At 67.4% G+C, this 23523-nt stretch carries 20 protein-coding genes and 3 pseudogenes; 15 read left to right on the forward strand and 8 right to left on the reverse strand.

The genetic code is table 11. The features are described from left to right. Positions 1–4 precede the first annotated feature (4 nt). Positions 5–1075: an FAD-binding oxidoreductase gene (locus RUTHE_RS13115; protein ID WP_021098937.1), complete on the forward strand. Its 1071-nt coding sequence runs from the start codon at positions 5–7 to the stop codon at positions 1073–1075. Positions 1076–1245: 170 nt separating this feature from the next. Here RUTHE_RS13115 and RUTHE_RS18675 read toward each other — a convergent pair whose 3' ends face one another. Beyond that, on the reverse strand, positions 1246–1386 hold the full coding sequence (locus RUTHE_RS18675; protein WP_084465111.1) for an H-NS histone family protein: 141 nt from the start codon (positions 1384–1386) through the stop codon (positions 1246–1248). Between RUTHE_RS18675 and RUTHE_RS18680 the strand changes: the two genes are divergently transcribed. The 4 genes from RUTHE_RS18680 to preA are packed head-to-tail and all read left to right on the forward strand — an operon-like array spanning position 1368 to position 5962. Continuing rightward, on the forward strand, positions 1368–1787 hold the full coding sequence (locus tag RUTHE_RS18680) for a hypothetical protein (protein ID WP_245542245.1): 420 nt from the start codon (positions 1368–1370) through the stop codon (positions 1785–1787). The genes RUTHE_RS18675 and RUTHE_RS18680 overlap by 19 nt on opposite strands. A gap of 50 nt (positions 1788–1837) precedes the next feature. Continuing rightward, on the forward strand, positions 1838–3277 hold the full coding sequence (locus tag RUTHE_RS13120; protein ID WP_021098938.1) for a 1-acyl-sn-glycerol-3-phosphate acyltransferase: 1440 nt from the start codon (positions 1838–1840) through the stop codon (positions 3275–3277). Positions 3278–3328: 51 nt separating this feature from the next. Continuing rightward, a complete protein-coding gene (locus RUTHE_RS13125) occupies positions 3329–4648 on the forward strand; it encodes an NAD(P)-dependent oxidoreductase (RefSeq protein WP_021098939.1) in 1320 nt (439 codons plus the stop codon). 12 nt (positions 4649–4660) lie between these two features. Then, entirely contained in the window at positions 4661–5962 is a 1302-nt protein-coding gene (preA, locus tag RUTHE_RS13130) for an NAD-dependent dihydropyrimidine dehydrogenase subunit PreA (RefSeq protein WP_021098940.1), read from the forward strand. 110 nt (positions 5963–6072) lie between these two features. On the opposite strand, the gene RUTHE_RS17090 is transcribed toward preA, so the two are convergent. Further along, on the reverse strand, positions 6073–6393 hold the full coding sequence (locus RUTHE_RS17090) for a hypothetical protein (RefSeq protein ID WP_211217756.1): 321 nt from the start codon (positions 6391–6393) through the stop codon (positions 6073–6075). A 125-nt stretch (positions 6394–6518) separates the two neighbouring features. Between RUTHE_RS17090 and RUTHE_RS17095 the strand changes: the two genes are divergently transcribed. Further along, positions 6519–6695, forward strand: coding sequence for a hypothetical protein (locus RUTHE_RS17095; protein WP_211217757.1), 177 nt, complete (start codon positions 6519–6521; stop codon positions 6693–6695). Here the strand turns inward: RUTHE_RS17095 and RUTHE_RS17775 are convergent. Next, a complete protein-coding gene (locus RUTHE_RS17775) occupies positions 6692–7108 on the reverse strand; it encodes a HalD/BesD family halogenase (RefSeq protein WP_021098942.1) in 417 nt (138 codons plus the stop codon). The two genes, RUTHE_RS17095 and RUTHE_RS17775, sit on opposite strands and share 4 nt — an antisense overlap. A gap of 489 nt (positions 7109–7597) precedes the next feature. On the opposite strand from RUTHE_RS17775, the gene RUTHE_RS13145 reads away from it, so the two are divergent. Together RUTHE_RS13145 and RUTHE_RS13150 are read left to right on the forward strand one after the other, a co-directional pair. Beyond that, positions 7598–8578, forward strand: a complete 981-nt coding sequence (locus RUTHE_RS13145) for a LysR family transcriptional regulator (RefSeq protein ID WP_021098944.1) — start codon at positions 7598–7600, stop codon at positions 8576–8578. Further along, positions 8575–9573 carry an LLM class flavin-dependent oxidoreductase gene (locus RUTHE_RS13150; RefSeq protein ID WP_021098945.1) on the forward strand — a complete coding sequence of 333 codons (999 nt, stop codon included), beginning with the start codon at positions 8575–8577 and terminating at the stop codon, positions 9571–9573. The genes RUTHE_RS13145 and RUTHE_RS13150 overlap by 4 nt, the downstream gene beginning before the upstream one ends. 58 nt (positions 9574–9631) lie before the next feature. Here RUTHE_RS13150 and RUTHE_RS15615 read toward each other — a convergent pair whose 3' ends face one another. Next, positions 9632–10282, reverse strand: a complete 651-nt coding sequence (locus RUTHE_RS15615) for a helix-turn-helix domain-containing protein (protein WP_021098946.1) — start codon at positions 10280–10282, stop codon at positions 9632–9634. 493 nt (positions 10283–10775) lie between these two features. Here RUTHE_RS15615 and RUTHE_RS13160 point away from each other — a divergent pair, with 493 nt between their 5' ends. The 7 genes and pseudogenes from RUTHE_RS13160 to RUTHE_RS18080 form a co-directional block, all read left to right on the forward strand. Continuing rightward, entirely contained in the window at positions 10776–12860 is a 2085-nt protein-coding gene (locus RUTHE_RS13160) for an ABC transporter substrate-binding protein (RefSeq protein WP_021098947.1), read from the forward strand. Between the two features lie 96 nt (positions 12861–12956). Further along, entirely contained in the window at positions 12957–13979 is a 1023-nt protein-coding gene (locus tag RUTHE_RS13165; protein ID WP_021098948.1) for an ABC transporter permease, read from the forward strand. A 1-nt stretch (position 13980) separates the two neighbouring features. Beyond that, the gene (locus RUTHE_RS13170) at positions 13981–15153 is read left to right on the forward strand and encodes an ABC transporter permease (RefSeq protein ID WP_021098949.1); all 1173 of its coding nucleotides are present in this window, start codon (positions 13981–13983) and stop codon (positions 15151–15153) included. A gap of 8 nt (positions 15154–15161) precedes the next feature. Next, positions 15162–16784, forward strand: coding sequence for an ABC transporter ATP-binding protein (locus RUTHE_RS13175; protein WP_021098950.1), 1623 nt, complete (start codon positions 15162–15164; stop codon positions 16782–16784). Between the two features lie 55 nt (positions 16785–16839). After that, the gene (gene melA / locus RUTHE_RS13180) at positions 16840–18207 is read left to right on the forward strand and encodes an alpha-glucosidase/alpha-galactosidase (protein ID WP_021098951.1); all 1368 of its coding nucleotides are present in this window, start codon (positions 16840–16842) and stop codon (positions 18205–18207) included. Then, on the forward strand, positions 18204–18827 hold the full coding sequence (locus RUTHE_RS18075; RefSeq protein ID WP_021098952.1) for a tryptophan 7-halogenase: 624 nt from the start codon (positions 18204–18206) through the stop codon (positions 18825–18827). The genes melA and RUTHE_RS18075 overlap by 4 nt, the downstream gene beginning before the upstream one ends. Positions 18828–18837: 10 nt before the next feature. Next, positions 18838–19773, forward strand: a pseudogene (locus RUTHE_RS18080) (tryptophan 7-halogenase); the annotation flags it as partial. A 32-nt stretch (positions 19774–19805) separates the two neighbouring features. Here the strand turns inward: RUTHE_RS18080 and RUTHE_RS13195 are convergent. From RUTHE_RS13195 to RUTHE_RS13210, 4 genes and pseudogenes are all read right to left on the reverse strand, one after another. Continuing rightward, positions 19806–20723 (reverse strand): annotated as a pseudogene (locus tag RUTHE_RS13195) (PHP domain-containing protein); the annotation flags it as partial. Then, a pseudogene (locus RUTHE_RS13200) lies at positions 20720–21791 on the reverse strand (ABC transporter ATP-binding protein). The pseudogenes RUTHE_RS13200 and RUTHE_RS13195, both read right to left, overlap by 4 nt. Further along, positions 21791–22573 (reverse strand): ABC transporter permease, encoded by a 783-nt coding sequence (locus RUTHE_RS13205; protein WP_021098956.1) that lies wholly within the window; start codon positions 22571–22573, stop codon positions 21791–21793. The pseudogene RUTHE_RS13200 and the gene RUTHE_RS13205 overlap by 1 nt, the downstream one beginning before the upstream one ends. Further along, positions 22570–23406, reverse strand: a complete 837-nt coding sequence (locus RUTHE_RS13210) for an ABC transporter permease (RefSeq protein WP_051150476.1) — start codon at positions 23404–23406, stop codon at positions 22570–22572. The genes RUTHE_RS13205 and RUTHE_RS13210 overlap by 4 nt, the downstream gene beginning before the upstream one ends. Positions 23407–23523 lie beyond the last annotated feature (117 nt).

Here is a 23523-nt window from a genome sequence, read left to right on the forward strand (position 1 = left end):
GGCGATGGGCCAGATGAACTGGACGGCCCGTCCCTGGACGGATGACGAGCCGCTGGAATGCGCCATGGTGGTGCCGGAAACACCCGACACCGCGACCTTCACCTTCCGCGCGCCATCGGGGGCCTGGTTCGACTATCAGCCGGGCCAGTTCCTGACATTCGATCTTCCCGTGCCCGGAGGCAACCTGCAGCGGACCTACACGATCAGCTCCAGCCCCTCGCGCCCGCTGTCGATCAGCGTGACCGTCAAGGCGCAGAAGAACAGCATCGGCACGCGCTGGATGCTGGACCATCTGCGGCCGGGGATGCGGATCAAGGCCTGGGGGCCTGCGGGCATCTTCTCCTTCCTGCGGCATCCGGCGAAGAAATACCTGTTCATCTCGGCCGGGTCCGGCATCACGCCGATGATGTCGATGACGACCTGGGCCTGGGATTCGGGCGAGATGCCGGACATCATCTTTGTCCATGCCGCCCGCCGCCCGTCCGAGATCATCTTCCGCCAGCGGCTGGAGCAGTTCGCCAATCGCGTGCCGGGCCTGCAGCTGCGCTTCGTCGTCAAGGAGCCCGATCCCTTCCGGGCCTGGCCGGGCTATACGGGGCGGCTGAGCCAGATCATGCTGGGCCTGATGGCCCCCGATTATCTGGAGCGGGAAGTCTTCTGCTGCGGGCCCGAGTCCTTCATGCAGGCCGTGCGCGACATGCTCGCCTCGCTCGGCTATGACATGGCACATTATCATCAGGAAAGCTTCGCCACGCCCGTGCGGACCGAAGCCGAAGCCCCCGTGATCGCCGATGTGATGCCCGATGCAAACTCGGGTGCCGAGATCGCCTTTACCGCCAGCGGCATCACCGCCCCCTGCGCGCAGACCGATACGGTGCTGGCGGTGGCAAAGCGTGCGGGGCTCAACATCCCGTCGGGTTGCACCTTCGGACTGTGCGGTACCTGCAAGGTGAAGAAGACCGCAGGCGAGGTGCACATGGTCCATAACGGCGGGATCAGCGATGACGACATCGCCGCCGGTTATATCCTGGCCTGCTGCGCGAACCCGATCGGGCGGATCGCCGTCGAGCTGTAAGACGCTTCTGCTGCGGTCGGTCCCACCCGACCGGCCGCATGCCATCACGTCCCGGCCGGTTGCCCTGTCACCGGCTCGGCGTCAGGCAGAACCCCCGCCCGAAACGGATATTCGCGCCGTCATCGATCGGGCAGGGGCAGTCGCAATGCGTTCCGCCCGAAGAACAGGGATCAGCCCGCGCGCAGATCCTCCAGGGTCAGGCCCTTGGCTTCGGCCTCCCGGACCCAGCGGGGGCGGCGGCCGCGCCCGGACCAGGTCTGCGAAGGATTGTCGGGAGTTGCGGTAACGGGGGGTGGCCTGCCCCGCGGGATTCACGGCGGCGGCCCCGCCCCCCCGGCCTGCGTCGGCGCATCGTGCCTGCGCTTTCCAGAAGCTCCTCCAGCGCATAGCCGTATTCGCGTGCAGCGGCCTCTGCCGCCTTGAGGGCATTGCGCCTATCCCGTTCGGCGACCGCGGCAATGGCACGATCGATCCGCGCGCGCAGTTCCAGCAATTCCCTTCGGGACATGTTTTCGTAGTCGGTCATTTCGACGATCCTGTCGGCTTGCTGTCAGATTTTATCGGTCACGCTGCCGCGATGATTACGATTCCGGATTTTTGCAATTCCAGCATCCGCAATTCGGTGATCGACAGGATCTATGACAAGGGAATGAAAGATGCAATCGACTTTCATCCTGTCATTCCTGCAAGGGATACGGTAACGTCACCGTGACCTTTCGGTGGGCATGGACGTGATCGGCCGCGCCTGCCAAGTGTCGCCCCATGACACGGACCGTCGAACTGCCCCTCTGGCTGCTTGTGCTGATCCTGCTCTTTGCAGGGGTCACCTTCGCGTCCCATTTCCTGGTGCCGTCGGTGCGCTGGTTCTTTCGCCGCCGGATGGAGCGCGTCGTGGCCCGCCTCAATACCCGTCTCAGCCGGCCCATCGCGCCCTTCAAGCTCGCCCGGCGGCACGACATGATCGAGCGCCTGGTCTATGACCCCGAAGTGGTCAAGGCCGTCGCCGAGGATGCGCATGCCCGGGGCATTCCCGAAAGCGTCGCCTGGGAGGAAGCCCGGCGTCATGCGCGCGAGATCGTGCCCGCCTTTTCGGCCACGCTCTATTTCGGCTGGGGGGCGCGGCTGGCCCGCTGGATCAGCCGCGGCCTCTATCGGGTGAGGCTGTCCGAAAACGATCTCGCCGCGATCGACGCGCTGCCGCAGGACGCCTCGGTGGTGTTCGTGATGAACCACCGCTCCAACATGGATTACGTCCTGGTCACCTGGCTCGTGTCCGAACGGGCCGCCCTGTCCTATGCGGTGGGTGAATGGGCGCGGGTCTGGCCGCTCTCGTCGCTGATCCGCATGATGGGGGCCTATTTCATCCGCCGTCAGAACCGTTCGGCGCTTTATCGCCGCGTTCTGGCCCGCTATGTCCAGATGGCGACGGACGGGGGGGTGACGCAGGCGATCTTCCCCGAAGGTCGTCTGAGTCTCGATGGACGGATGGGGCCCCCGCGGCTTGGCCTGCTGAGCTACATTGCAGAGGACGGCCTGGCCCGGCGCCGCGACGTGATTTTCGTGCCGGTGGCCCTGAACTATGACCGGGTGATCGAGGATCGTTTCCTGATCCGGGCCCATGTGACCGGCATCCGCCGATTCCGCCCCACGCCCGGCGAGGTGCTGAAGGGGCTTGCCGCGCATCTGTGGGACTGGCTGCGGGGCCGCTTTCGTGGCTTTGGTACGGTTCGGGCCAGTTTCGGGCCGCCCCTCTCGCTCAAGGCCTTCCTTGCCGAAGGGCCGGAGCGGCCGGCCGAGGCACTGGGGGCCGAACTCATGGCACGCATCGCTTGCGCCATGCCGGCCCTGCCGGTCCCCCTCGTGGCGCGTGCGCTGCTTCTGGAACGGGACCGGCCCCTGTCCCGCGAAAGGGTCGAAGCCCGGGTGCGCGCGGATATCGCCTGGCTTGCCGCGCGGGGAGGAGTCGTGCCCCGTCGCGGGGTGGGCCTCGTGGTCGGCGAGGCGCTGTCGCTTCTGGCCGCACGCGGGATCCTGACCGAGGATGCGGACGGACGCATCCGGCTGCGCGATGGCGAGGAGACGCTGCTCGCCTATTACGCCGGCTCCATCGCCCATCTGTTCGGCGAGGAACCCCAGACCGGGGCGCAGGGCGCAGCGATCCGAGCCGGCAGGCCCGGGGACCCGCATTTTACCAGTTGGTAAAATCCTGGAGCTGTGGCAGCATCCCTTCAGATCCTCACAGGGAGGGGAAGCATGAACAGCCCGCAGACGCCCGGTGTCGTCCCGCATCGTCTGGACCCCGAGCGTATCGCCAGCAACTTTGCCGATATCGCGCCGCCCCTGACCGGGCATGAAGCCAAGGTGGCGGCGGATCGCTGCTATTTCTGTTACGACGCGCCCTGCATCCAGGCCTGTCCGACGGCGATCGACATCCCCCTGTTCATCCGCCAGATCCAGGCCGGACGGCCAGTCGAGGCGGCGATGACGATCTGGTCGCAGAACATCTTCGGGGGCGCCTGTGCCCGTGTCTGCCCCACGGAGCAGCTCTGCGAAGGGGCCTGCGTCCGCGAGGCCGCCGAAGGCAAGCCGGTCGAGATCGGCCGGTTGCAGCGCTTTGCTACCGATGCCGGCATGGCCCGCAACAGTCATCCCTTCACACGGGCCCCCTCGACCGGCAAGCGCGTGGCGGTCGTCGGTGCGGGGCCGGCCGGGCTGGCCTGTGCCCATCGCCTGGCCATGCATGGCCATGACGTCGTCGTCTTCGAGAAGCGTGCCAAGCCCGGCGGCCTCAACGAATACGGCATTGCCGCCTACAAGGTGCCGGGCGGCTTCGCTCAGGAGGAGGTGAGCTGGCTTCTGGGTATCGGCGGCATCGAGATCCGCTGCGGCGTGGAAATGGGCCGGGATGTGACGCTCGACCAGCTGAGGGCCGAGTTCGACGCCGTCTTCCTCGGCATCGGGCTGCAGGACACCAACGACCTGCGCATTCCCGGCGAAGACCGGGCCGGGGTCGAGGATGCGGTGGACTTCATCGAGCGGCTGCGGCAGGCGCCGGACAAGGGCGCGTTGCCCGTCGGCCGCAGCGTGGTCGTGATCGGCGGCGGCATGACGGCCGTGGACGCGGCCGTGCAGTCCCGCGCCCTGGGCGCAGAGACCGTGACCATCGTCTACCGCCGCGGGCAGGAGCAGATGAGCGCCAGCCGCCACGAGCAGGAGCATGCCGCCACCGCCGGGGTCCGCATCATCCATGAGGCCGCCCCGGTGGAGATCCGCGGCAATGGCGCCGTCACGGAGGTGCAGTTCGCCTATACCGAAAGCGGTCCCGAAGGGCTCCGCCTGCGCGAGGAGGGATTCCGCCTCGAGGCCGATCAGGTGTTCAAGGCGATCGGCCAGCGGCTTGGCCCGCTGCCCGAGGGCGTCGCGACCGCAGGCGGCAAGATCGATCCGGCCCGCCTGCCGGCAGGTGTCTGGGCCGGGGGCGACTGTGCGCCCGGCGGACAGGATCTGACCGTGACCGCCGTCGCGCAGGGCCGCGATGCGGCCGAAGCGATCCACCGCGCGCTCATGGGCTGAGGGGAGGAGATCATGGCCAGCCTTGCAACCGACTTCATCGGCATCCGCAGCCCGAACCCCTTCTGGCTTGCCTCGGCGCCGCCCACGGACAAGGAATACAACGTGCGCCGTGCCTTTCAGGCCGGCTGGGGCGGGGTCGTCTGGAAGACGCTGGGGGCCGAAGGCCCGCCCGTCGTCAATGTCAATGGCCCGCGCTACGGCGTGATCCACGGACCCGACCGGCGTGTGATGGGGCTCAACAACATCGAGCTGATCACCGACCGCCCCCTTGAGGTCAACCTGCGCGAGATCAAGGCCGTCAAGCGCGACTTTCCCGACCGGGCGCTTGTCGTCTCGCTCATGGTGCCCTGCGACGAGGAGAGCTGGAAGGCGATCCTCGCCCGCGTGGAGGAAACCGACTGCGACGGCGTGGAGCTGAACTTCGGCTGCCCCCACGGGATGAGCGAACGCGGCATGGGATCGGCCGTCGGGCAGGTGCCCGAATACATCGAGATGGTGACGCGCTGGGTCAAGCAGCATTCGCGCATGCCCTGCATCGTCAAGCTCACCCCCAACATCACCGATATCCGCAAGCCGGCCGAGGCGGCGAAGCGGGGCGGGGCCGATGCGGTCTCCCTCATCAACACGATCAACTCGATCACCAGCGTCAACCTGGATACCTTCAGCCCCGAACCCTCCATCGACGGGAAGGGCGCGCATGGCGGCTATTGCGGCCCGGCGGTCAAGCCCATCGCGCTCAACATGGTGGCCGAGATCGCCCGCAACCCCGCCACGCGGGATCTGCCCATCAGCGGTATCGGCGGCATCACCACCTGGCGCGATGCGGCCGAGTTCCTCGCCCTCGGCGCAGGCAGCGTGCAGGTCTGCACCGCCGCCATGACCTACGGTTTCGGCATCATCCGCGAGATGACCGCCGGCCTGTCCGCCTGGATGGACGAGAAGGGCTTCACCGCCGTGGACCAGATCGTGGGCCGCGCCGTGCCCAATGTGACCGACTGGCAATACCTCAACCTCAACTACGTCACCAAGGCGCGGATCAATCAGGACCTGTGCATCAAGTGCGGCCGCTGCTACGCCGCCTGCGAGGACACCAGCCATCAGGCCATCGCCATGGGGCCCGGCCGTGTCTTCACCGTCAAGGACGAGGAATGCGTGGCCTGCAACCTCTGCGTCGATGTCTGCCCGGTGGAGAACTGCATCACCATGGTCGAGCTGCCCAAGGGCAGCGTGGACCCGCGCACGGGGATCGTCGTCGGCGATTACGCCAACTGGACCACGCATCCCAACAACCCCATGGCGCGGGCGGCGGAGTAGACAGGACAAGCGGCCTGCAAGGAGGCAGCGGATCATCGGTGCCTCCTTTCGGGGCATGAGAGTTTGAACGACAGGGCGACGGGGCAGGCGATTCGGGATCGCCTGCCCCTTCATCGCATGAAAAGGTTAAGAAAGCGTTGACGCCGACGTTGACGCCGACAGGGGAGGGCCGGATGGGCGATAATCCGGGTGACTGGCTGGAGATCTGGATCAGGCAGATCGGTCTGTCGGCGCCGGGACAGGCCGCGATCTTCGTCATCCTGGCCCTGGCCTTCCTGCCGATGCCGGATATCGATCTGCTGGCGATCCGGCTGCTGCATCACCGGTCGATCCTGACGCATTCGCTGTTGGTCCCCTTTCTTCTGTGGTGGTTCATGCCCTCGCTCGGGCCGGCGGCCGCGGCCGGAGCCTTTCTCGGCGTAGCGGTGCATCTGTCGGCGGATGTGCTCTCGCCGTCGCGGGGCTATGGGCTGGTCTGGTGGCCCGAACCGTTCCAGACCAGCCTCGGGCGGTGGAGCCGGCTGTGGCTCCTCCTCAACGCGATCGGGGGGGCTGGATGGCGGCGGCGGTCCTGCCGCAGGGCACAGGCTGGCGGCGCCTCGCCCTGGGCCTGGGTCTTGCCGTTGCGCTGGGCTATGGCATCTGGAACGAAAGATCGGTCCTGGCGGTGATCATGGCGGTGCTGATCGTGGGCGGCACCATGGGCCTGCGCTGGCGCCTTCTGGGCGGTTAGGCGGCGCGGCCATAGAAACCCCGCTGCTCGTCCGGAGTCATGCGCACCCCCGGGCGGTCGAAATAGGAGAACACCGCCACAAGGCGCGGCCGGTCCCCTTCGACCGGTGTCACCCGATGCGCCGTGTCGCGTCCACGGAAGATGTTGAGCGCCCCCGGCTCGAGCCGGATACGGCGCAGTTCGGGATCCTCGCCGCGCAGCAGTCGGGCGACGCCTTCGTGATTGGGGTCCTCCGGGCTGCGCAGATCGCGACGATATTCGAAGAGCCCCCCCGCCTCGGGCGCCTGAAGCAGGATGGTGGTGGTGAACTCGGAGCGGTCGAAATGCCAGTTGAGCGCCTCGCCCCGGCGGTATTCCATGACATTCACCCGGGCGAGAGGGTCGTCCATCGCATGCAGGGCGGGCTTGCCCATCGCCGCGGCGAGGAAGGCCGCAAAGGCCGGCCATTCGTAGAGCGTCAGCAGATCCCCCTCCAGACGGTCGCCGGCCAGGGTGCGGCTGCGCGTCTCGACCTCGGCCAGGGCAGGGTGGTCCGGGGGCAGGCCCGGGATCTCCTTGCGGAAGTAGATGTTGTGCCGGCGGGCATGGACAAAGCCCTCTGTCTCGAAGCGGGGGCGAGGGCGGCGACCATCCGCGCGCGTGCCTGCGGCCGCAGGAAGCCGGGCAGATCGGCCATGCCCTCGGCGGCAAGTGCGGCGCGGGTCCGTGCGACGAGCGCATCCCAGTCGGCGCTGCCGGGACGGTCAAGGGGGTAACGTTCGCAATCGACGATGGCGTGCAGGGGATGCATGGGGGGCCTCCGGTCGGGTGGATGCCGGGAAGGGTTGCGCCCCGCGGGTGGCCTTGCAACGGGCCGGCTTCTTGGCAAGCCTCAGGAAATCTTTCGCTGAAAGGCACCCGCGATGACCGTCGATTCCCTGCCGCCGTTGCGCGCGCTGCGCGCCTTCGATGCGGCAGCCCGTTGCGGCAGTTTCGTGCGTGCGGGCGAGGAGCTGGGGGTCAGTGCCGCCGCCGTGAGCCAGCAGGTGCGGCTGCTGGAAGAGCATCTGGGCAAGCAGCTCTTCCTGCGGCGGGGCAACCGTGTCGTGCTGACCGATGCCGGGCGGCGCGCCGCCGGCCCCCTGGCGCGGGCGATGGCCGAGCTGCGGGCGGTGGGGCTTCTGCTGCGCGAGGAGGGAAGGGGACCGCGGGTTGTCCTGTCGGTCCTGCCCTCGCTGGCAGAAGGATGGGTGATTCCGGTGCTGGCGCGGTTGCCGGAACGGGCTGGCGTGCGGCTGCGGGTGGAGCCGGGACCGGTCCGCTTTGGACAGGAAGGGCCCGATCTGCGCCTGACCTGGGGGTCGGAGGCCGAGCCCGGTCAGCGCATCCGGCCTCTGGCCGCGGCGCGGGTGCGCGCCTGGGGGGCGCCGGGTCTGCTGCCTGCCGGCGCGGGGGCTGACGCGCTGGCCGCGCTGCCCGACACCGCTTTCGTTCATACCGACTGGGGCCCGGACTATGGTTCCGGTCCGTCCTGGCGCGACTGGTTCGCGGCCGCCGGGCTGCCGCGGCGACCCGATCCGGGGGCGGGGCTGCAGGTGGATGCCACGCGCCTGGCCCTCGGGGCGGCAGAGGCGGGGGCAGGGGTGGCCCTGGCTCCGGATCTTCTGGCCGCGGCCGCTGTCCGGGCGGGGCGGCTCGTGGCACTCGGGGGGCCGGCCCTGCCGATGATGGGGGATTATGTGGCCATCCTGCCCGAAGCCCCCGCCCGCCCCCGGGCCAGCACGCGGCTGCTGGACGCCCTGCTGGCCGCGGCGGGGCAGCAGGACGGAGCGGGTGACGGCGATGCCCATGCGCCCTACATGGAAGGGGCTTCCCGATCCCAGCCGCGGAAAGGCATCCCATGAAGCTCTCTGTCCTGGATCTCTGTCCCATCGTCGAAGGGGGCGATGCCGCACGCGCCTTCGAGGAGACCGTCCGCTCCGCGCAGGAGGCGGAACGCCTCGGCTATCATCGCTACTGGCTGGCCGAACATCACAACATGCCCGGGATCGCCTCGGCCGCGACGCCGCTGGTCATCCAGCATGTCGCCGCGAACACGTCGCGCATCCGCGTGGGGGCAGGGGGGATCATGCTGCCCAATCACGCCCCCCTGGTGGTGGCCGAGCAGTTCGGCACGCTGGCCACGCTGTTTCCCGGGCGGATCGATCTGGGGCTCGGGCGGGCGCCGGGAACGGACATGGCCACCGCGCAGGCCCTGCGCCGGGCCATGACGGGGGGTGATGCGGGGGACCGCTTCCCGCAGGATGTGGTGGAGCTTCTGGGCTATTTGTCGCCAGAGGGTGAAGGGGCGCGGGTGCAGGCCATTCCCGGCGTCGGCACGCAGGTGCCCGTGTTCATTCTGGGATCCTCGCTCTTCGGGGCGCAGCTGGCGGCCTATCTGGGGCTGCCTTACGCCTTTGCCAGCCATTTCGCTCCGGCCCTGCTCGAGGAGGCGGCCGAGACCTACCGCACGACCTTCCGCCCCTCGCGCTGGGGGCGGGAACCCTATCTCATCGTGGCGATGGGGGCCTGCGCGGCGGCGACGGATGCCGAGGCCGAATGGCTGCGCAGTTCGCAGCTGCGGGCCTTTGCCCGGCTGCGGACGGGGCGGCCGGGCCGGCTGCCGCCGCCGGGGCCGCTGGACGATCTGCCGCCCGAGGCGCTGGCCGGGGCACAAGCGGCGCTGGGCTTTGCCGCCATCGGCAGCCCGGAGACCGTGGCCCGTCGCCTGCGCGAGGTGGAGGCACGGCTGAAGCCCGACGAGGTGATCCTGGCGGGGATGATCCATGACATCGCGGCGCGCCTGACCTCGCTGCGGCTGATCGCGCAGGCGGCCGAAGGCCTGCGGCAGGCGGCCTGAGGTCCGGGGCGGTCCCCGGCGCATCTTCCCCCCCGGCGCGGAGGACAGGCAGCGCCCCTCAGCGCAGCTCCATCTGTGTGTAGCGGGCCCGCATCTGCTGGGGCGGCATGCCGAAGGCCGCGCGGAACTGGGCATAGAACTGGCTGAGCGAGGAAAAGCCGCACTGCTCGGCCACCTGGGCGATGGCCGTCGAACTTTCGAGAAGCAGCGCCCGCGCCCGCAGCAGGCGCATGCGGATCACGAAGCGCTTCATGGGCATGCGCATCGTCCGGGTGAAGAGGGCCAGCGCATAGTTGCTGTGCAGGCCGGTCACGGCCGCGACATCGGCATTGGTCAGCGGGCGATGCAGGTTTTCCATGATGAAGCGCACCATCCCCACGACATGCCGGATATGCGCCGATGACAGGAGCCGGCCTTCGGGACTCTCGGTCAGCGGCCTGCGCAGGTAATCGAGCGGCTGGAGCAGGGCGCGCCGCATCAGCGCGTTGATCTCCATCTTCATCACCTCGGTTCGTTCCACATCGCCCGAGCGGTAATCCGCATACCACCGGGCGATCTGATCGGCCGAGCAGAGCGCAGCCGGCAGGCAGGCGAAACCCCCGCCCAGAAGCGCCACCTGCAGCGGCGCGATATGCGGCAGGAACAGGAACTGATCGAGCGACAGATAGATGTTCGCCAGACGCGGCGCCCCGTCCGCGCGTGGGGTCACGGCGACCCAGACGATGGGGCTGGCCGGCCCAGAACAGCACCATGCGGGCTTCGGGCACCTCGATCAGCTCGCCCTCGACCTCATAGGTCATGGTCGCGCCGGTGAGGAAATTCGCCTCGATATGGCCGTGCCAATGGGGTGCCGGCATGAGCGTCGGGGTGAAGATGCGCATCCCGAAGCGCCCGATCGCCTTGGTGCGGGCATAGAAATGCCGCTCATGCGGGGGGGTGGCGCCCTCGCCCTCGCCCGAGACGATCACCGGCGGGGATCGGCGGACCCGCCCCTTCGGGCGCGCGGCAGAAACGGGCAAATCGGGCATGAATCTTCAAAAACCGGAAAACAACCTCTCTTTCCAGCATTGAAGCAGGGGGATCCTTTCCGCAAGCTGAAAACGGTCCGACGGGTGCCGATGGCCTTCACCCGGAGCGGATCACCAGAAGACCCGAGGAGGACAGCCGGTCCGCTGGGCCTGGCTCATGGGAGGACGCATCCGATGCGCTTGCAATCCTGCGCCGCAGCCGCGGCGCTGTTTTCTGGCATTCTGCCAGGAGCCCTGGCGGCTCAGTTCGTGGAGCCGACGACACCGCCCGAACCGCCTGCCTTCGAGGCCCAGGGCGAACCGGTCTTCGTCAATCGCGACGAGGTCTATGTCTATCGCGCTCTTGACAGCTACAACGAACCGGAATTCGTGAGGGCCTTTGTCGAGGCCGGTCTGCTGCCGCCCATCGAGGAACGCCTGCCGAAGGAGCCGCTCGTCTATCTGGCCGGCAACATGCCCGACGGGATCGGGGTCTATGGCGACGGTCTGCGCCATGTCATCGGCGGCCGGCCCGAAGGGTGGAACTTCTGGGCCGGACAGGCCTATGGCTGGGGCGGGATCGATATCGGCATGGTCGAATGCCTGACCCGCACCGGCCCGCTGTTCATGGTCAATCCCGAGGATCTCCAGCCCTTCCCGAACCTCGCCCGGTCCTGGGAATGGTCCGAGGACGGGATGAGCCTGACGGTCAACCTGATCGAGGGGGCCCGCTGGTCGGATGGGGATCCCTTCGATACCGAGGACATCGATTTCTACTGGAACCATATCGTCATGGATCCCGAGGTGACGCCGCTGATGGGCGCCTCGCAGGAGACCTATGGCGCGGGGACCACGCTCGAGATCACGGGGCCCTACAGCTTCGTGATGCATTTCACGACGCCCTTCCCCGAACAGGTCCTTTATGCGCTGGCCTATGGCAATTTCTGCCCCGGCCCGAGCCATGTCCTCAAGCCGCACCACCCCGCCTTCGGCGGCGAAAGCTACGAGGCCTTCCGTCAGGCCTTTCCGCCCGACTACATGAATTTCCCCGTCATGGGGGCCTGGGTGGTCGTGGAGCACCGGCCGGACGACATCGTCGTGCTGCGGCGCAATCCCTATTACTGGAAGGTGGACGAGGCGGGCAATCAGCTCCCCTATCTCAACGAGGTGCATTATCGCCTCTCGACCTGGGCGGACCGCGACGTGCAGGCCGTGGCCGGGACCGGGGATTTCTCCAATCTCGAACAGGCGGAATCCTATGTCGAGGCGCTGCGCCGTTCGGCCGAGCCTGACGCCCCCGCCCGCCTCGCCTTCGGACCGCGGACCATCGGCTATTCGCTCTACATGAACTTCTCGGCCAATGGCTGGGGGGAACCCGATGCCCGCGCCCAGGCCATCCGGGAACTGAACCGCAATCCCCATTTCCGCATGGGGGTGACCCAGGCGATCGACCGGCAAAGGCTGGGCGAATCCCTGGTCCGGGGGCCCTTCACCTATCCCTATCCGGGCGGGCTCTATGCCGGGACATCCTTCTACGATGCGCAGTCCACGGTCTTCTACCCCTACAGCCCGGAAAGCGCTCGCGCCCATTTCGAGGCCGCCGGCCTGTCGGATACCGACGGCAACGGATTCCTCAACCACCCGGCCGATGTGCTGGGCGGGGCGGATGTGCAGATCACGCTTCTGGCCAATACCGACTATGCCACCGACCGCAACCTGGCCGAAGGGGTGGTGGCGATGATGGAGGCGGCGGGAATCCGCGTCTCTCTCAACCTCCTGTCGGGCAATGACCGCGATGCCGTCCATGCCGCCGGGCAATGGGACTGGATGGTGTTCCGCAACGCGCCCGAGCTCATCACCGTGGTCCAGAACACGCCCCAGCTTGCCCCCACGGGGCCGCGGATCGCGCTCAACCACCGGGCCAATGCGGCCGGGGAACTCGACCTGATGCCTTTCGAGCAGGAGATGGTCGATGTGGTGAACGCCTTCATCGCCAGCCGCGATCCCCAGGAGCGCGTCGAGCTGATGAAGACCTATCAGCGGCTCTATACCGAGAACCTCTACGCCATCGGCCTGACCGCCTATCCCGGCGCGCTGATCATCAACAAGCGCTTTGCCAATGTGCCGCCGGGGGCCCCGATCTTCATGTACAACTGGGCCGAGGACAACATCATCCGCGAACGGCTCTGGGTGCCCGAGGAGGCCCAGATCGACATGGAGCTGCACCCGAACACCCTGCCGGGGGCGCCGGGGTCGCCCGGTCCCGTCGCGCTCGACTGATCCGCCCTCCCTGTCCGGGGCCGGCCGGCCCGGCCCCGGATCCACCCGGCCGCGGTCTTCTCCGCGCGCCCCCTTCATCCGAGGCGCAGGGCTGCCATGCTGCGATTTGTCGGCCTCCGCATCCTTCAGGCGATTCCCGTCCTGTTCGTGATGTCGGTCATCACCTTCATCATCATCCAGGCCCCCCCCGGCGATTATGCGGATTTCATCCGCAACAACATGATCACCCAGGGCAATGCGCCGATCGCCACCGCCGATGCCGCCGCCGAGGCCTACCGCGAGGCACATGGGCTGAACGATCCGCTGGTGATCCAGTATTTCCGCTGGATCGGCGGAATCCTCTTCCGCGGCGATTTCGGCCATTCGATGTTCTACAACCGTCCGGTGGCCGATGTGATCGCCGACCGATTGCCGATGACGCTGGCCATCGCGCTGACCTGCCATGTGCTGGCGACGCTGATCGGAGTGGCCTTCGGGATCCTGGCCGCGACGCGGCAATACAGCTGGGTCGATACGGTCCTGTCCTTCATCGCCTTTCTCGGCATGACGATCCCGCGCTTCCTGCTGGCGCTGATCCTGCTCTACATCCTGGCCTTCCGCCTGAACGTGCAGGAGCTGGGCAGCTTCTATTCGAGCCGCTACGGCGGGCAGGACTGGTGGCTCGGCCCCTTCGACTTCAACTGGGCCAAGCTCTGGAACCTGATCCAGCACATCTGGCCCGTGATCGCCATCGCCACCTTCGGCGGGCTGGCCTACAACATGCGGGTGATGCGGGCCAATCTGCTGGATACGCTCAACCAGCAGTATATCGAGACGGCCCGCGCCAAGGGCCTTCCCGAACGCGCCGTCATCCTGCGCCATGCGGTGCCGAATGCCCTCCATCCGCTCGTCGCCTATCAGGGGGTGGTGCTGCCCTACATGCTGACGGGTGAGATCGAGGTGGCGATCGTCTTCGCCCTGGCCACCATCGGCCCCGCCATCGTCGCCTCCATGTCGATCGGGGATGTCTATGTGACGGCCACGCTGCTCCTGGTTCTTGGGGCGGTGCTGATCCTGGGCAACCTGATCGCCGATCTCCTCCTTGCGGTTCTCGATCCGCGCATCCGGGTGGGCAGCTGACATGAGCATTCCGAACGATCCTTCGGTCCAGCCGTCCTTCGAGATCCCCCCTGAAGAGGAAGGCGAGGATCTGCGCATCTCGACCGTCTCCACCACATCGCAAAGCTACACGGCCCTGGTCTGGCGGCGCTTCCGCCGGTCGGTGCCGGGGATGATCGGCCTCGTGCTCGTCCTGATGCTGCTTGTCATGTCGGTCTTCGCCCCCTTCTTCGCCCCTGTCGATCCCCGGGCGGCGCATGTCGCCTTCGCCCCGCCCGACAGGATTTCCTGGCATGTGCCCGGCGACGGGCCCGAGGCCGGCTGGCGCCTGCTGCCGGTGGCCTTTCCCATCGTGGAGACGGGCGATTTCGATCCCGTCACCTTCCAGCCCGTGATGGGGCCGGACTACGCCAATCCCCGCCCGCTCGTCCTGTTTGCGAAGGGATGGGAATACACGCTGTTCGGTATCCCCATGAACCGCCACTTCCTGGGGACCGTCGACGGCTCGCCCGTCCATGTCCTGGGGACGGACCGTCTGGGCCGCGACATCCTGTCCCGCGGGATCGTGGGAAGCCGCATCTCTCTGGCTGTCGCCCTGGTGTCGGTGTCGCTCATCACCGTGATCGGCACCCTGTTCGGGATCACCTCGGGCTATGTCGGCGGACGCTTCGACAGCTGGTTCCAGCGCTTCGTGGAGATCATCCTCGCCTTCCCGCAGCTTCCGCTCTATCTGGCGCTGGCGGCGCTGATCCCGGCGACGGCGCCATCGGGGCTGTTCCTGACCTTCGTGGTGGCGGTGATCGTCGGCCTCGGCTGGGCGCAGCTGTCGCGCGAGGTGCGGTCCAAGACCCTGGCCCTGCGGCAGGTGGACTATGTGCGCGCCGCCATGGCCGTGGGGGCATCGGATGCACGCATCATCACGCGCCACATCCTGCCCAATGTGATGAGCCATGTCATCGTCGCCATCACCATGGGCATTCCGGCGATTGTCCTGCTCGAAAGCTTTCTCGGCTTTCTCGGTCTTGCCGTGAAGCCGCCGATGATCTCCTGGGGGCTGATGCTTCAGGATGCCGGCACCTTCAGCGTGATCGGCTCCTATCCCTGGATCCTGTCGCCGGTGGGATTCGTCCTGCTCACCGTCTTTGCCTTCAACGCGCTGGGCGACGGCCTGCGCGATGCCATCGATCCCTATTGAGGTCCGCCATGTCCGGTCTCGAACCCCAGCCCCTGATCGATGCGCGCGAGGTCGGTGTCCGCTTCCGGGTGGAGGGCGGTCATGTCGAGGCCGTGCGCAATGTCTCCTTCCTGCTGATGCCCGGCGAGACGACCGCCCTGGTCGGCGAATCCGGTTCGGGCAAGTCGGTGACGGCGCGCGCGGTCATGCGGCTTCTGTCGCGCCGCGCCGAGATTGCCGACAGGACACGTATCTTCTTCAAGGGACAGGACATGGCGCATCTGTCCGAAGCCGAGATGCGCAAGCTGCGGGGCAACCGCATCTCGATGATCTTCCAGGAGCCGATGTCCTCGCTCAATCCCGTCTACAAGGTGGGAACCCAGATCGCCGAGATCCTGATGCTGCATCAGCGCCTGACCCGGAAGCAGGCCTGGGACCGGGCGGTGGAGCTGCTGGAGGAGGTGCGCATTCCCGATCCCGCCGCGCGGGTGAACCAGTATCCCCATCAGCTTTCGGGGGGGCAGAGGCAGCGCGTGATGATTGCCATGGCGCTGGCCAACCGTCCGGATGTCCTCATCGCCGACGAGCCCACGACCGCCCTCGATGTCACCGTGCAGGCCGAGATCCTGCATCTGATCGACGATCTGAAAGCGAAGTTCGGCATGGGGGTGATCCTGATCACCCATGACCTGACCGTGGTCCGGCAATTCGCCGACCGTGTCTATGTCATGCAGCACGGAGAGGTGCGAGAAAGCGGCCCCACGGCCGATATCTTCGCGAACCCCCGCCATCCCTACACACGCCGGCTGCTGTCCTCCGAACCGAAGGGATCGGCCAACCCCATCGACGCCCAGGCCGAAAGCCTGCTTGTCGGGCGGGATGTGCGGGTGGAGTTCACGCTGCGCCGCGGCGGCTTCTTCAAGGGCAGCTATCAGACTCTTGTGGCCTGCGATTCGCTCTCGCTCGATCTGCGTCGGGGCGAGACGGTCGGCCTCGTGGGCGAGTCGGGCTCTGGCAAGACGACTTTCGGCATGGCGCTGATGCGGATCGGCAAGCTCGATGGGGGAGAGATCCTCTTCGACGGCCGGCGCATCGACAGCCTTGATCGCAAGGGGATGAAGCCCTTCCGTTCCCGGATGCAGATTGTCTTCCAGGATCCGTTCTCCTCGATGAATCCGCGCCTGAGCGTGCGGCAGATCATCGAGGAGGGCCTGATCGTGAACGGGATCGGCCGCACCGCTGCCGAACGCTTCGCGCGCGTGCAGAAGGCGCTGCGCGATGCCGGTCTGCCCGACACGATCAGCCACCGCTTTCCGCACGAATTCTCCGGCGGGCAGAAGCAGCGGATCGCCATCGCGCGGGCCATCGCGCTCGATCCCGAATTCATCCTGCTCGACGAACCGACATCCGCGCTCGATCTCTCGGTGCAGGCGCAGATCATCGAGCTGCTGCGCCGGCTCCAGCGCGAAAGGGGGCTCTCCTATCTGTTCATCAGCCACGACCTGAAGGTGGTGCGCGCGCTCTGTCACCGGGTGATCGTGATGCAGCATGGCCGCATCGTCGAGCAGGGCCCGGTGGAACAGGTTCTGGTGAACCCCGCCACGGACTATACCCGGCGCCTGGTCCGCGCCGCCTTCGAGATTGCGGCCTGAGGCCCGCGCCCGGCCGTTTCCCCTTCCCTCCCTCTCCCAGCCAAGGATCCTTCGGATGCCCAATCCCGTGATTACCTTCATCGGAGCCGGTTCCACCGTCTTCACCAAGAACATCGCCGGCGACATCCTGCAGCGCCCCGCGCTGGCAGATGCCACCATCCGCCTGATGGACATCGACCCCCGCCGGCTCGAGGAATCGGAGATCGTGGTCGGCAAGCTGATCCGCAGCCTTGGCAGCAGGGCGCGGGTCGAGACCCATACCGATCAGCGCCGGGCCATCGCCGGGGCGGATTTCGTCGTCGTCAGCTTCCAGATCGGCGGTTACGACCCCTGCACCATCACCGATTTCGAGGTGCCGAAGAAGTTCGGCCTGCGCCAGACGATTGCCGACACGCTGGGTGTCGGCGGCATCATGCGCGGCCTGCGCACGGTGCCCCATCTGTGGAAGGTGGCCGAGGACATGGCCGAGACGGCCGGCGATGCCCTCATGCTCCAGTATGTCAACCCGATGGCGATCAACACCTGGGCCATCGGGGCGCGATATCCGCAGGTGAAGCAGGTGGGCCTGTGCCATTCCGTTCAGGGCACGGCCTGGGAGCTGGCGCGCGATCTCGACATCCCGCTGGAACAGATCCGCTACCGGGCCGGCGGAATCAACCACATGGCCTTCTTCCTGAACTTCGAGCAGCGCCAGCCCGACGGCAGCTATCGCGACCTCTATCCGCTTCTGCGGCAGGGCTATCGCGAAGGCCGCCTGCCCAAGCCCAGCCACTGGAACCCGCGCTGCCCCAACAAGGTGCGCTACGAGATGATGATGCGGCTCGGCTATTTCGTGACCGAGTCCTCCGAGCATTTCGCCGAATACACGCCCTGGTTCATCAAGCGCGACCGCCCCGACCTGATCGAGCGCTTCGGCATTCCCCTCGACGAATATCCCAAGCGCTGCGTCGAACAGATCGCGCGCTGGGAAAAGCAGGCGCAGGAATACCGCGAGGCCCGCACGATCACCGTGGAGCCGAGCCACGAATATGCCTCGACGATCATGAACGCGATCGTGACCGGGGAACCCGCCGTCATCTACGGCAACCTGCCGAATGCCGGCTATATCCCCCAACTTCCCGAAGGCTGCGCGGTGGAGGTGCCGACGCTGGTGGATGACAACGGGCTTCAGCCCACGGTGGTGCGGGACATCCCGCCCCAGCTCATCGCCCTGATGCGGACCAACATCAATGTGCAGGATCTGACGGTGCAGGCGCTGCTGACCGGCAACCGCGAGCACATCTATCATGCGGCGATGCTCGATCCCCATACGGGGGCCGAGCTCGATCTCGATCAGATCTGGGCACTGGTGGACGATCTGCTGAGGGCGCATGATGCCTGGCTGCCCGACTTTGCCCGCATCGCGCCGGGCAGGGCGGCATGACGGATCGCGGCTTCCGCCCCTGGCCCGGGCATGTCGTGATCGTCGGCGGCGGCACGGCAGGCTGGCTCGCGGCGATGATGCTGTCGGATGTCGCCCGGCGGCGGCAGACGGGCACCCGTGTCACGGTGATCGAAAGCTCGAGGATCGGCGTGATCGGCGTCGGCGAGGGGTCCACCGCCGTCTTCCGGCAGATGCTGCGGCATTTCGGTCTCGACGAGGGGGAATTCCTTGCCGAGACCGGGGCGACGATCAAATACGGCATCCGCCACCGCGACTGGCGCCGCAAGGGCCATTCCTATGACGGCCCCATCGACGATCCGCATCTGGTGACGGGGCGGGTGCGGCTGGATGCCTATGCGGTGGCGGCCGGCCGGTCCGTGACAGAGGCGCATCTCTTCCAGCACCTGCTGAACGGGCAGAAGGCCCCGGTGGCCGAACGGGAGGGACGGCAGATCCCGGTCGGCCCCTTCGACCATGCCTATCACTTCGATCAGGCCTTGGTCGGCCGATGGCTGCGGCGCAAGGCCCGGGGCATTGCCCTGATCGACGATCAGGTGACCGGGATCGAGACAGGCGAGGCCGGCATCGCCGCACTCCGCCTCGAAGCGGGGGGCGGGTGAGGGGGACTTCTTCCTCGACTGCACCGGCTTCCGCCGGGCGCTGGTCGGACGGCTCGGGGCGGACTGGATCAGCTATCGCGATGTCCTGCCCGTCAATCGCGCCATGCCCTTCTGGGTAGACCTGAAGGAGGGCGAGGAAATCGCCCCCTGCACGCTCGCCTGGGCACAGGGCTCAGGGTGGCTCTGGTGGATCCCGACGCAGGGCCGCTACGGCGCGGGTTATGTCTATTCCGATGCCCATATCTCGCCCGAGGCCGCCAAGGCCGAGATCGAGGCCGCGCTCGGCTATCCCATCGAGCCGCGGAACGACATCCGCATCGACGCCGGCCGCCTGCGCGAGGCCTGGATCGGCAACTGCGTGGCGCTTGGCCTCTCGTCCTCCTTTCTCGAGCCGCTCGAGGCGACCTCGATCCATGGCACCATCGTCCAGATCATGATGCTGGCCGAATGGCTGGGCCTGCCCGACGGGCGCGCCCGCTACAATGCCGCCGTGGCCCGGCAGGTGGACGATTTCCGGGACTTCATCCGCCTGCATTATGTCAGCGAACGGCGCGACACCCCCTTCTGGCGCGACGTGGCCGAAAGCCATCCCAGCATCGTGAAGGACCGCCTGGCGCTCTGGCAGACCAAGGTTCCGGGGCCGGAAGACTTCGACCCCTTCCCGCCGGGGCTCGAGCGGCTGGGCCTCGCCCATGTGCAGGAGCAGCTCTATCTGCCGGTGCTGGATGGTCTGGGCCTGCTCAACCGCGAGGCAGCCCGGGCCGAGATGGCGAAGGATCCCCGCGCCCGCGCCCGCGCGCGGGAGATTCATGCCGGCCTTGTCGCCGAATATCGCCGCGCGGCGGCCCAGGCCCTGCCGCATCGGGCCTGGCTGCGCTCGCTCGCGGGCCGGCATGCGGACCCGTCCCGGCCTCCGGTGCCGACCGTCATGCAGGAGCCATCCTGACGGAGCGGCACCGGACGGGTCAGCGCCAGATCGGGATTGGACCAGGCCCGGCGGCCGGCGCGGTCGATGACGGTCACGCGTATCCAGGGACTGTCGGCAAAGCGATCCAGCGGCATCTCGGCCCGCGTCATGGACTGGCCATGAATCCCCTTCGAGGCCGTGCCTCGGCCCGAGACGATCACCGAAGCAGCGGCCGAGCAGTCCACGCGCAGCCTGTCGCCGTCCAGTTCGATGCTGCGGATCTCGGGCCCCTGCGAGGAGTAGAAATGCCCGGCCTTCAGGGCCGCCAGCAGGGCCTCGGGTTCGTTGGCCTCGGCACGGACCATCGTCCAGCCGCCGAAATGATCGGGTTCGGAGAAATGGGCATCATCCGTGGCCACGAGATTGAGCCGGAACCCCTCGGTCAGCAGCAGGTCCAGGATGTGAAAGCCGTCGGGCCGGTCGCAGCCCATGGCGCAGCCGTGATTGTAGGCCTCCACCGCATGGGCGATGGGGGCGAGTGCGCGCGCATCCTCCATCGTCAGGCCGGACCACTGGGGATGGGCGATGGCGACAAAGGCGCCGGCCTCGACGGCGCGGCGGGCAATCTCGGGGCCGGTTTCCTGGCCCTCCACGGGGCGGAACTCGGGTGTATGGCTGGGCGCGAAATCGGAGGGCAGACCGACGGCGAGGATATGCCACAGCTCGCCGTTGGCCATGGCGCCCGAATGCAGCTCGGCCCCGAGAATCGTGGTGAAGCTGTTGGTGCGGTAGGGGCGCGTATCCGCGATGGGATAGCCGCAGGCCCCCACGAAGTGATCGGTCAGGGCCAGGAAGTCATAGCCCTCATCGCGGTAGCGGCGGCAGACCTCTTCGGGGGACAGGATGCCGTCGGACAGGGTGGAATGGGTATGCAGGTTGCCGCGCCAGAAGCGCCCTGTCCCGTGCCAGGTGGCTTCCCAGCCGCTCATGCCGCCTCTCCGATCACGATGATGTCACGGGCCGAGAAGCTGATCTCGATCGTCTCGCCCGGGGCCGGGGGCGGGGCATCGGGGCGGTTGAAGGTGTCGAGCAGGATGGTGAGGCCCTGCGCCTCGGCGCGGATGCGGATGACGGACCCCAGGAACTCGACCGCGCGGGCCGTGGCCTGCAGGACAATCTCGCGCCCCTCGGCCCGGCCGGGCTGGATCGCCTCGGGGCGCAGGGCGAGGGTCACGCTGTCGCCGGCCCGGCGCCGCAGCGGCCGGCCGAGCGTCAGGGGTCTGGCCGGCGGCGGCGACCTGCCCCGCGCCGGGATCGAGCACCCGGGCATCGAAGGGCGTCAGCGTGCCCACGAAGCTGGCGACGAAGGGGGTGGCCGGGTGATTGTAGATCTCGAACGGGGTGCCGACCTGCTCGGCGATGCCGCCGTTCATGACGACGATCCGGTCCGAGATCGACAGCGCCTCTTCCTGATCATGGGTGACAAAGATCGTGGTGATGCCGAGCCGGCGCTGGATCTCGCGGATTTCGCTGCGCAGCCGCACCCGCACCTTGGCATCGAGCGCCGAGAGCGGTTCGTCCAGCAGGAGCACCTGCGGCCGCGGGGCCAGGGCGCGGGCCAGGGCCACGCGCTGCTGCTGTCCGCCCGAGAGCTGGAAGGGATAGCGATCGCCGTATTCGCTCAGGGGCAGACCGATGAGATCCAGCATCTCGGCCACGCGCGTCTGGGCCTCGGGCCGGGGGACACCCGCGCCCCTGAGCCCGAAGCCCACATTCTGCGCCACGGTCAGGTTGGGGAACAGCGCATAGGCCTGGAACACCATGCCGATCTGGCGCTGATTGGGGCGCAGGGGCACCAGATCGCGGCCCTCCAGACGGATCGAGCCGGCATTGGGGGTCTCGAAGCCGGCGATCATGCGCAGGACGGTCGTCTTGCCGCAGCCCGAAGGGCCGAGCAGGGAGATGAACTCGCCCCGGTCGATGGGAAGCGTGAAGTCCTTCACGACGCGATGGGCGCCGAAGGATTTCTCCAGGTTCAGGATGTCGAGATAGGCCATCAGGAAGCGGCTCTGAGATGTTTCTGCGTGCGGGTGACGAGCGAGATCAGACCCATGCAGGCCCAGGTGATCGCAAAGGCGATGACGGCCAGGGCCACGGGCTCGTAAGCCCGATCCTGCCCGAGGCGTTGCATGAACGGCCCGAAGGCAGGCCGGTCGAGAAGGGCGGCCATGGTGAATTCGCCGACGACGATCGCGAAGGTCAGGAAGGCGCCCGAAAGAACTCCGGCCAGCACATTGGGCAGGATGATCCGCCAGAGGATCGTTCCCCAGCCCGCGCCGAGCGACTGCGCCGCCTCGGTCAGCGTGGTCACGTCGATGCTGCGCAGCGCGGTGTCTACCGCCCGGTACATGTAGGGCAGGGCCAGCACGGTATAGCCCATCGCCAGCAGGATATTGGTGCCCATGGCCGTTCCGGTCAGCGGCAGCCAGGAGGAGGTGTTGTAGAGCCGGATATAGCCGAACACGATCACGATGGCCGGGATCACGAGCGGCAGGAGGGTGAGGAACTCGATCAGCGGCCGCAGACCGGGCATGCGCAGGCGCACCCAGAAGGCGGTCGGCACGACGATCAGGACCCCCACGACGATGGTCACCAGTGCCATTGTCACCGAGAAGGCGAAGGTGCGCTGGAACTCGGCATTGGCGAGGATCGAGGCATAGGCGTCGAGGGAATATTCCCCCCGCCGCATGCGCAGCGAGAATTCGGTCATTCCCCACAGCGGCAGGACGAAATAGAGGCAGCCGAGGAGGAAGATCGCCCAGGCGAGGATGCGGGTCACTTGAGCCACCTCTCGGACCGGGCGCGCAGCCAGATGTAGAGGCTGTTGGCCGCTGCGGTGATCACGATCATGCCAAGCGCGAGCGCATAGCCGAGATTGGGGTTGCCCAGCACATCGCCCCGGATCTGGGCATAGAGCAGGATCGGCGCGATGTTGAGCGCGGGGCCGGTCAGCGCGATGGCGGTGGCGACTGCCCCGAAGGCATTGGCGAAGAGCAGGGCCATGCAGCCCAGGATCGACGGGAACAGGATCGGCAAGGCGACCATCCGCCAGTATTGCAGGCTGCTCGCACCCAGGACCGCCGCGGCCTCGCGCCATTCGCGCCGCAGCCCGTCAAGCGCCGGCGTGATGATGAGGATCATGAGGGGAATCTGGAAGAACAGATAGGTGACGATCAGCCCCTTCGAGGACAGCAGGTTCCATCCCCAGGCCCGCAGATTGATGCCGAATTCGGTCCGCAGATAGAGCGTGATCAGTCCCGCCGGGCCCAGTGTGGCGATGAAGGCGAAGGCCAGCGGCACCCCGGCGAAGTTCGACGCAACCCCCGAGAAGGTGAGAAGCGGGTTGCGCAGGCGGCGATCGACACCCCAGAGCACGACCGAGGCCGCCATTGCAAAGCCGATCACGCAGCCCAAGAGCGCCGACCAGAAGCTGACCTTGATCGACACCCAGTAGGCATTGATGATCGACTGCTGCCGCAGGTTGAGGATGTTGTCGAAGGTCCAGCCGCCGCCGGTCTGCCGGAAGGCCCCGACAACGATGTAGAGCGTTGGCAGGATCAGGAACAAGATCACGAAGACAAAGAAGGGCAATACGCCGAGCCAGCGGGCCATTCCTGCGCCGGCTTTCCATCGGCTGGCCCGCAGGCGGAGGCTGTCGGATATCGCGGCCATGGTCCTGTCTGTCTTGAAGGGATGCATCGGCCCGGCGCTGCACGCGCCGGGCCGGGT

The organism is Rubellimicrobium thermophilum DSM 16684, from assembly GCF_000442315.1.
In the GTDB taxonomy this organism is placed as follows: domain Bacteria; phylum Pseudomonadota; class Alphaproteobacteria; order Rhodobacterales; family Rhodobacteraceae; genus Rubellimicrobium; species Rubellimicrobium thermophilum.

Excerpts from the sequence above, each read along its gene's own strand:
- RUTHE_RS17775 (WP_021098942.1), bottom strand. The coding sequence starts at position 7,108 with ATGGGCAAGCCCGCCCTGCATGCGATGGACGACCCTCTCGCCCGGGTG.
- RUTHE_RS13175 (WP_021098950.1), top strand. The coding sequence starts at position 15,162 with ATGTCCGGTCTCGAACCCCAGCCCCTGATCGATGCGCGCGAGGTCGGT.
- RUTHE_RS13165 (WP_021098948.1), top strand. The coding sequence starts at position 12,957 with ATGCTGCGATTTGTCGGCCTCCGCATCCTTCAGGCGATTCCCGTCCTG.
- RUTHE_RS13145 (WP_021098944.1), top strand. The coding sequence starts at position 7,598 with ATGACCGTCGATTCCCTGCCGCCGTTGCGCGCGCTGCGCGCCTTCGAT.
- RUTHE_RS13150 (WP_021098945.1), top strand. The coding sequence starts at position 8,575 with ATGAAGCTCTCTGTCCTGGATCTCTGTCCCATCGTCGAAGGGGGCGAT.
- RUTHE_RS13160 (WP_021098947.1), top strand. The coding sequence starts at position 10,776 with ATGCGCTTGCAATCCTGCGCCGCAGCCGCGGCGCTGTTTTCTGGCATT.
- RUTHE_RS17090 (WP_211217756.1), bottom strand. The coding sequence starts at position 6,393 with ATGCACCGCTACGCCGAGAAAGGCTCCGGCCGCGGCCGCCGGCCCGAG.
- preA (WP_021098940.1), top strand. The coding sequence starts at position 4,661 with ATGGCCAGCCTTGCAACCGACTTCATCGGCATCCGCAGCCCGAACCCC.
- RUTHE_RS13120 (WP_021098938.1), top strand. The coding sequence starts at position 1,838 with ATGACACGGACCGTCGAACTGCCCCTCTGGCTGCTTGTGCTGATCCTG.
- RUTHE_RS13115 (WP_021098937.1), top strand. The coding sequence starts at position 5 with ATGGGCCAGATGAACTGGACGGCCCGTCCCTGGACGGATGACGAGCCG.
- RUTHE_RS17095 (WP_211217757.1), top strand. The coding sequence starts at position 6,519 with ATGGCGGCGGCGGTCCTGCCGCAGGGCACAGGCTGGCGGCGCCTCGCC.
- RUTHE_RS13210 (WP_051150476.1), bottom strand. The coding sequence starts at position 23,406 with ATGGCCCGCTGGCTCGGCGTATTGCCCTTCTTTGTCTTCGTGATCTTG.
- RUTHE_RS13125 (WP_021098939.1), top strand. The coding sequence starts at position 3,329 with ATGAACAGCCCGCAGACGCCCGGTGTCGTCCCGCATCGTCTGGACCCC.
- RUTHE_RS13170 (WP_021098949.1), top strand. The coding sequence starts at position 13,981 with ATGAGCATTCCGAACGATCCTTCGGTCCAGCCGTCCTTCGAGATCCCC.
- melA (WP_021098951.1), top strand. The coding sequence starts at position 16,840 with ATGCCCAATCCCGTGATTACCTTCATCGGAGCCGGTTCCACCGTCTTC.
- RUTHE_RS18075 (WP_021098952.1), top strand. The coding sequence starts at position 18,204 with ATGACGGATCGCGGCTTCCGCCCCTGGCCCGGGCATGTCGTGATCGTC.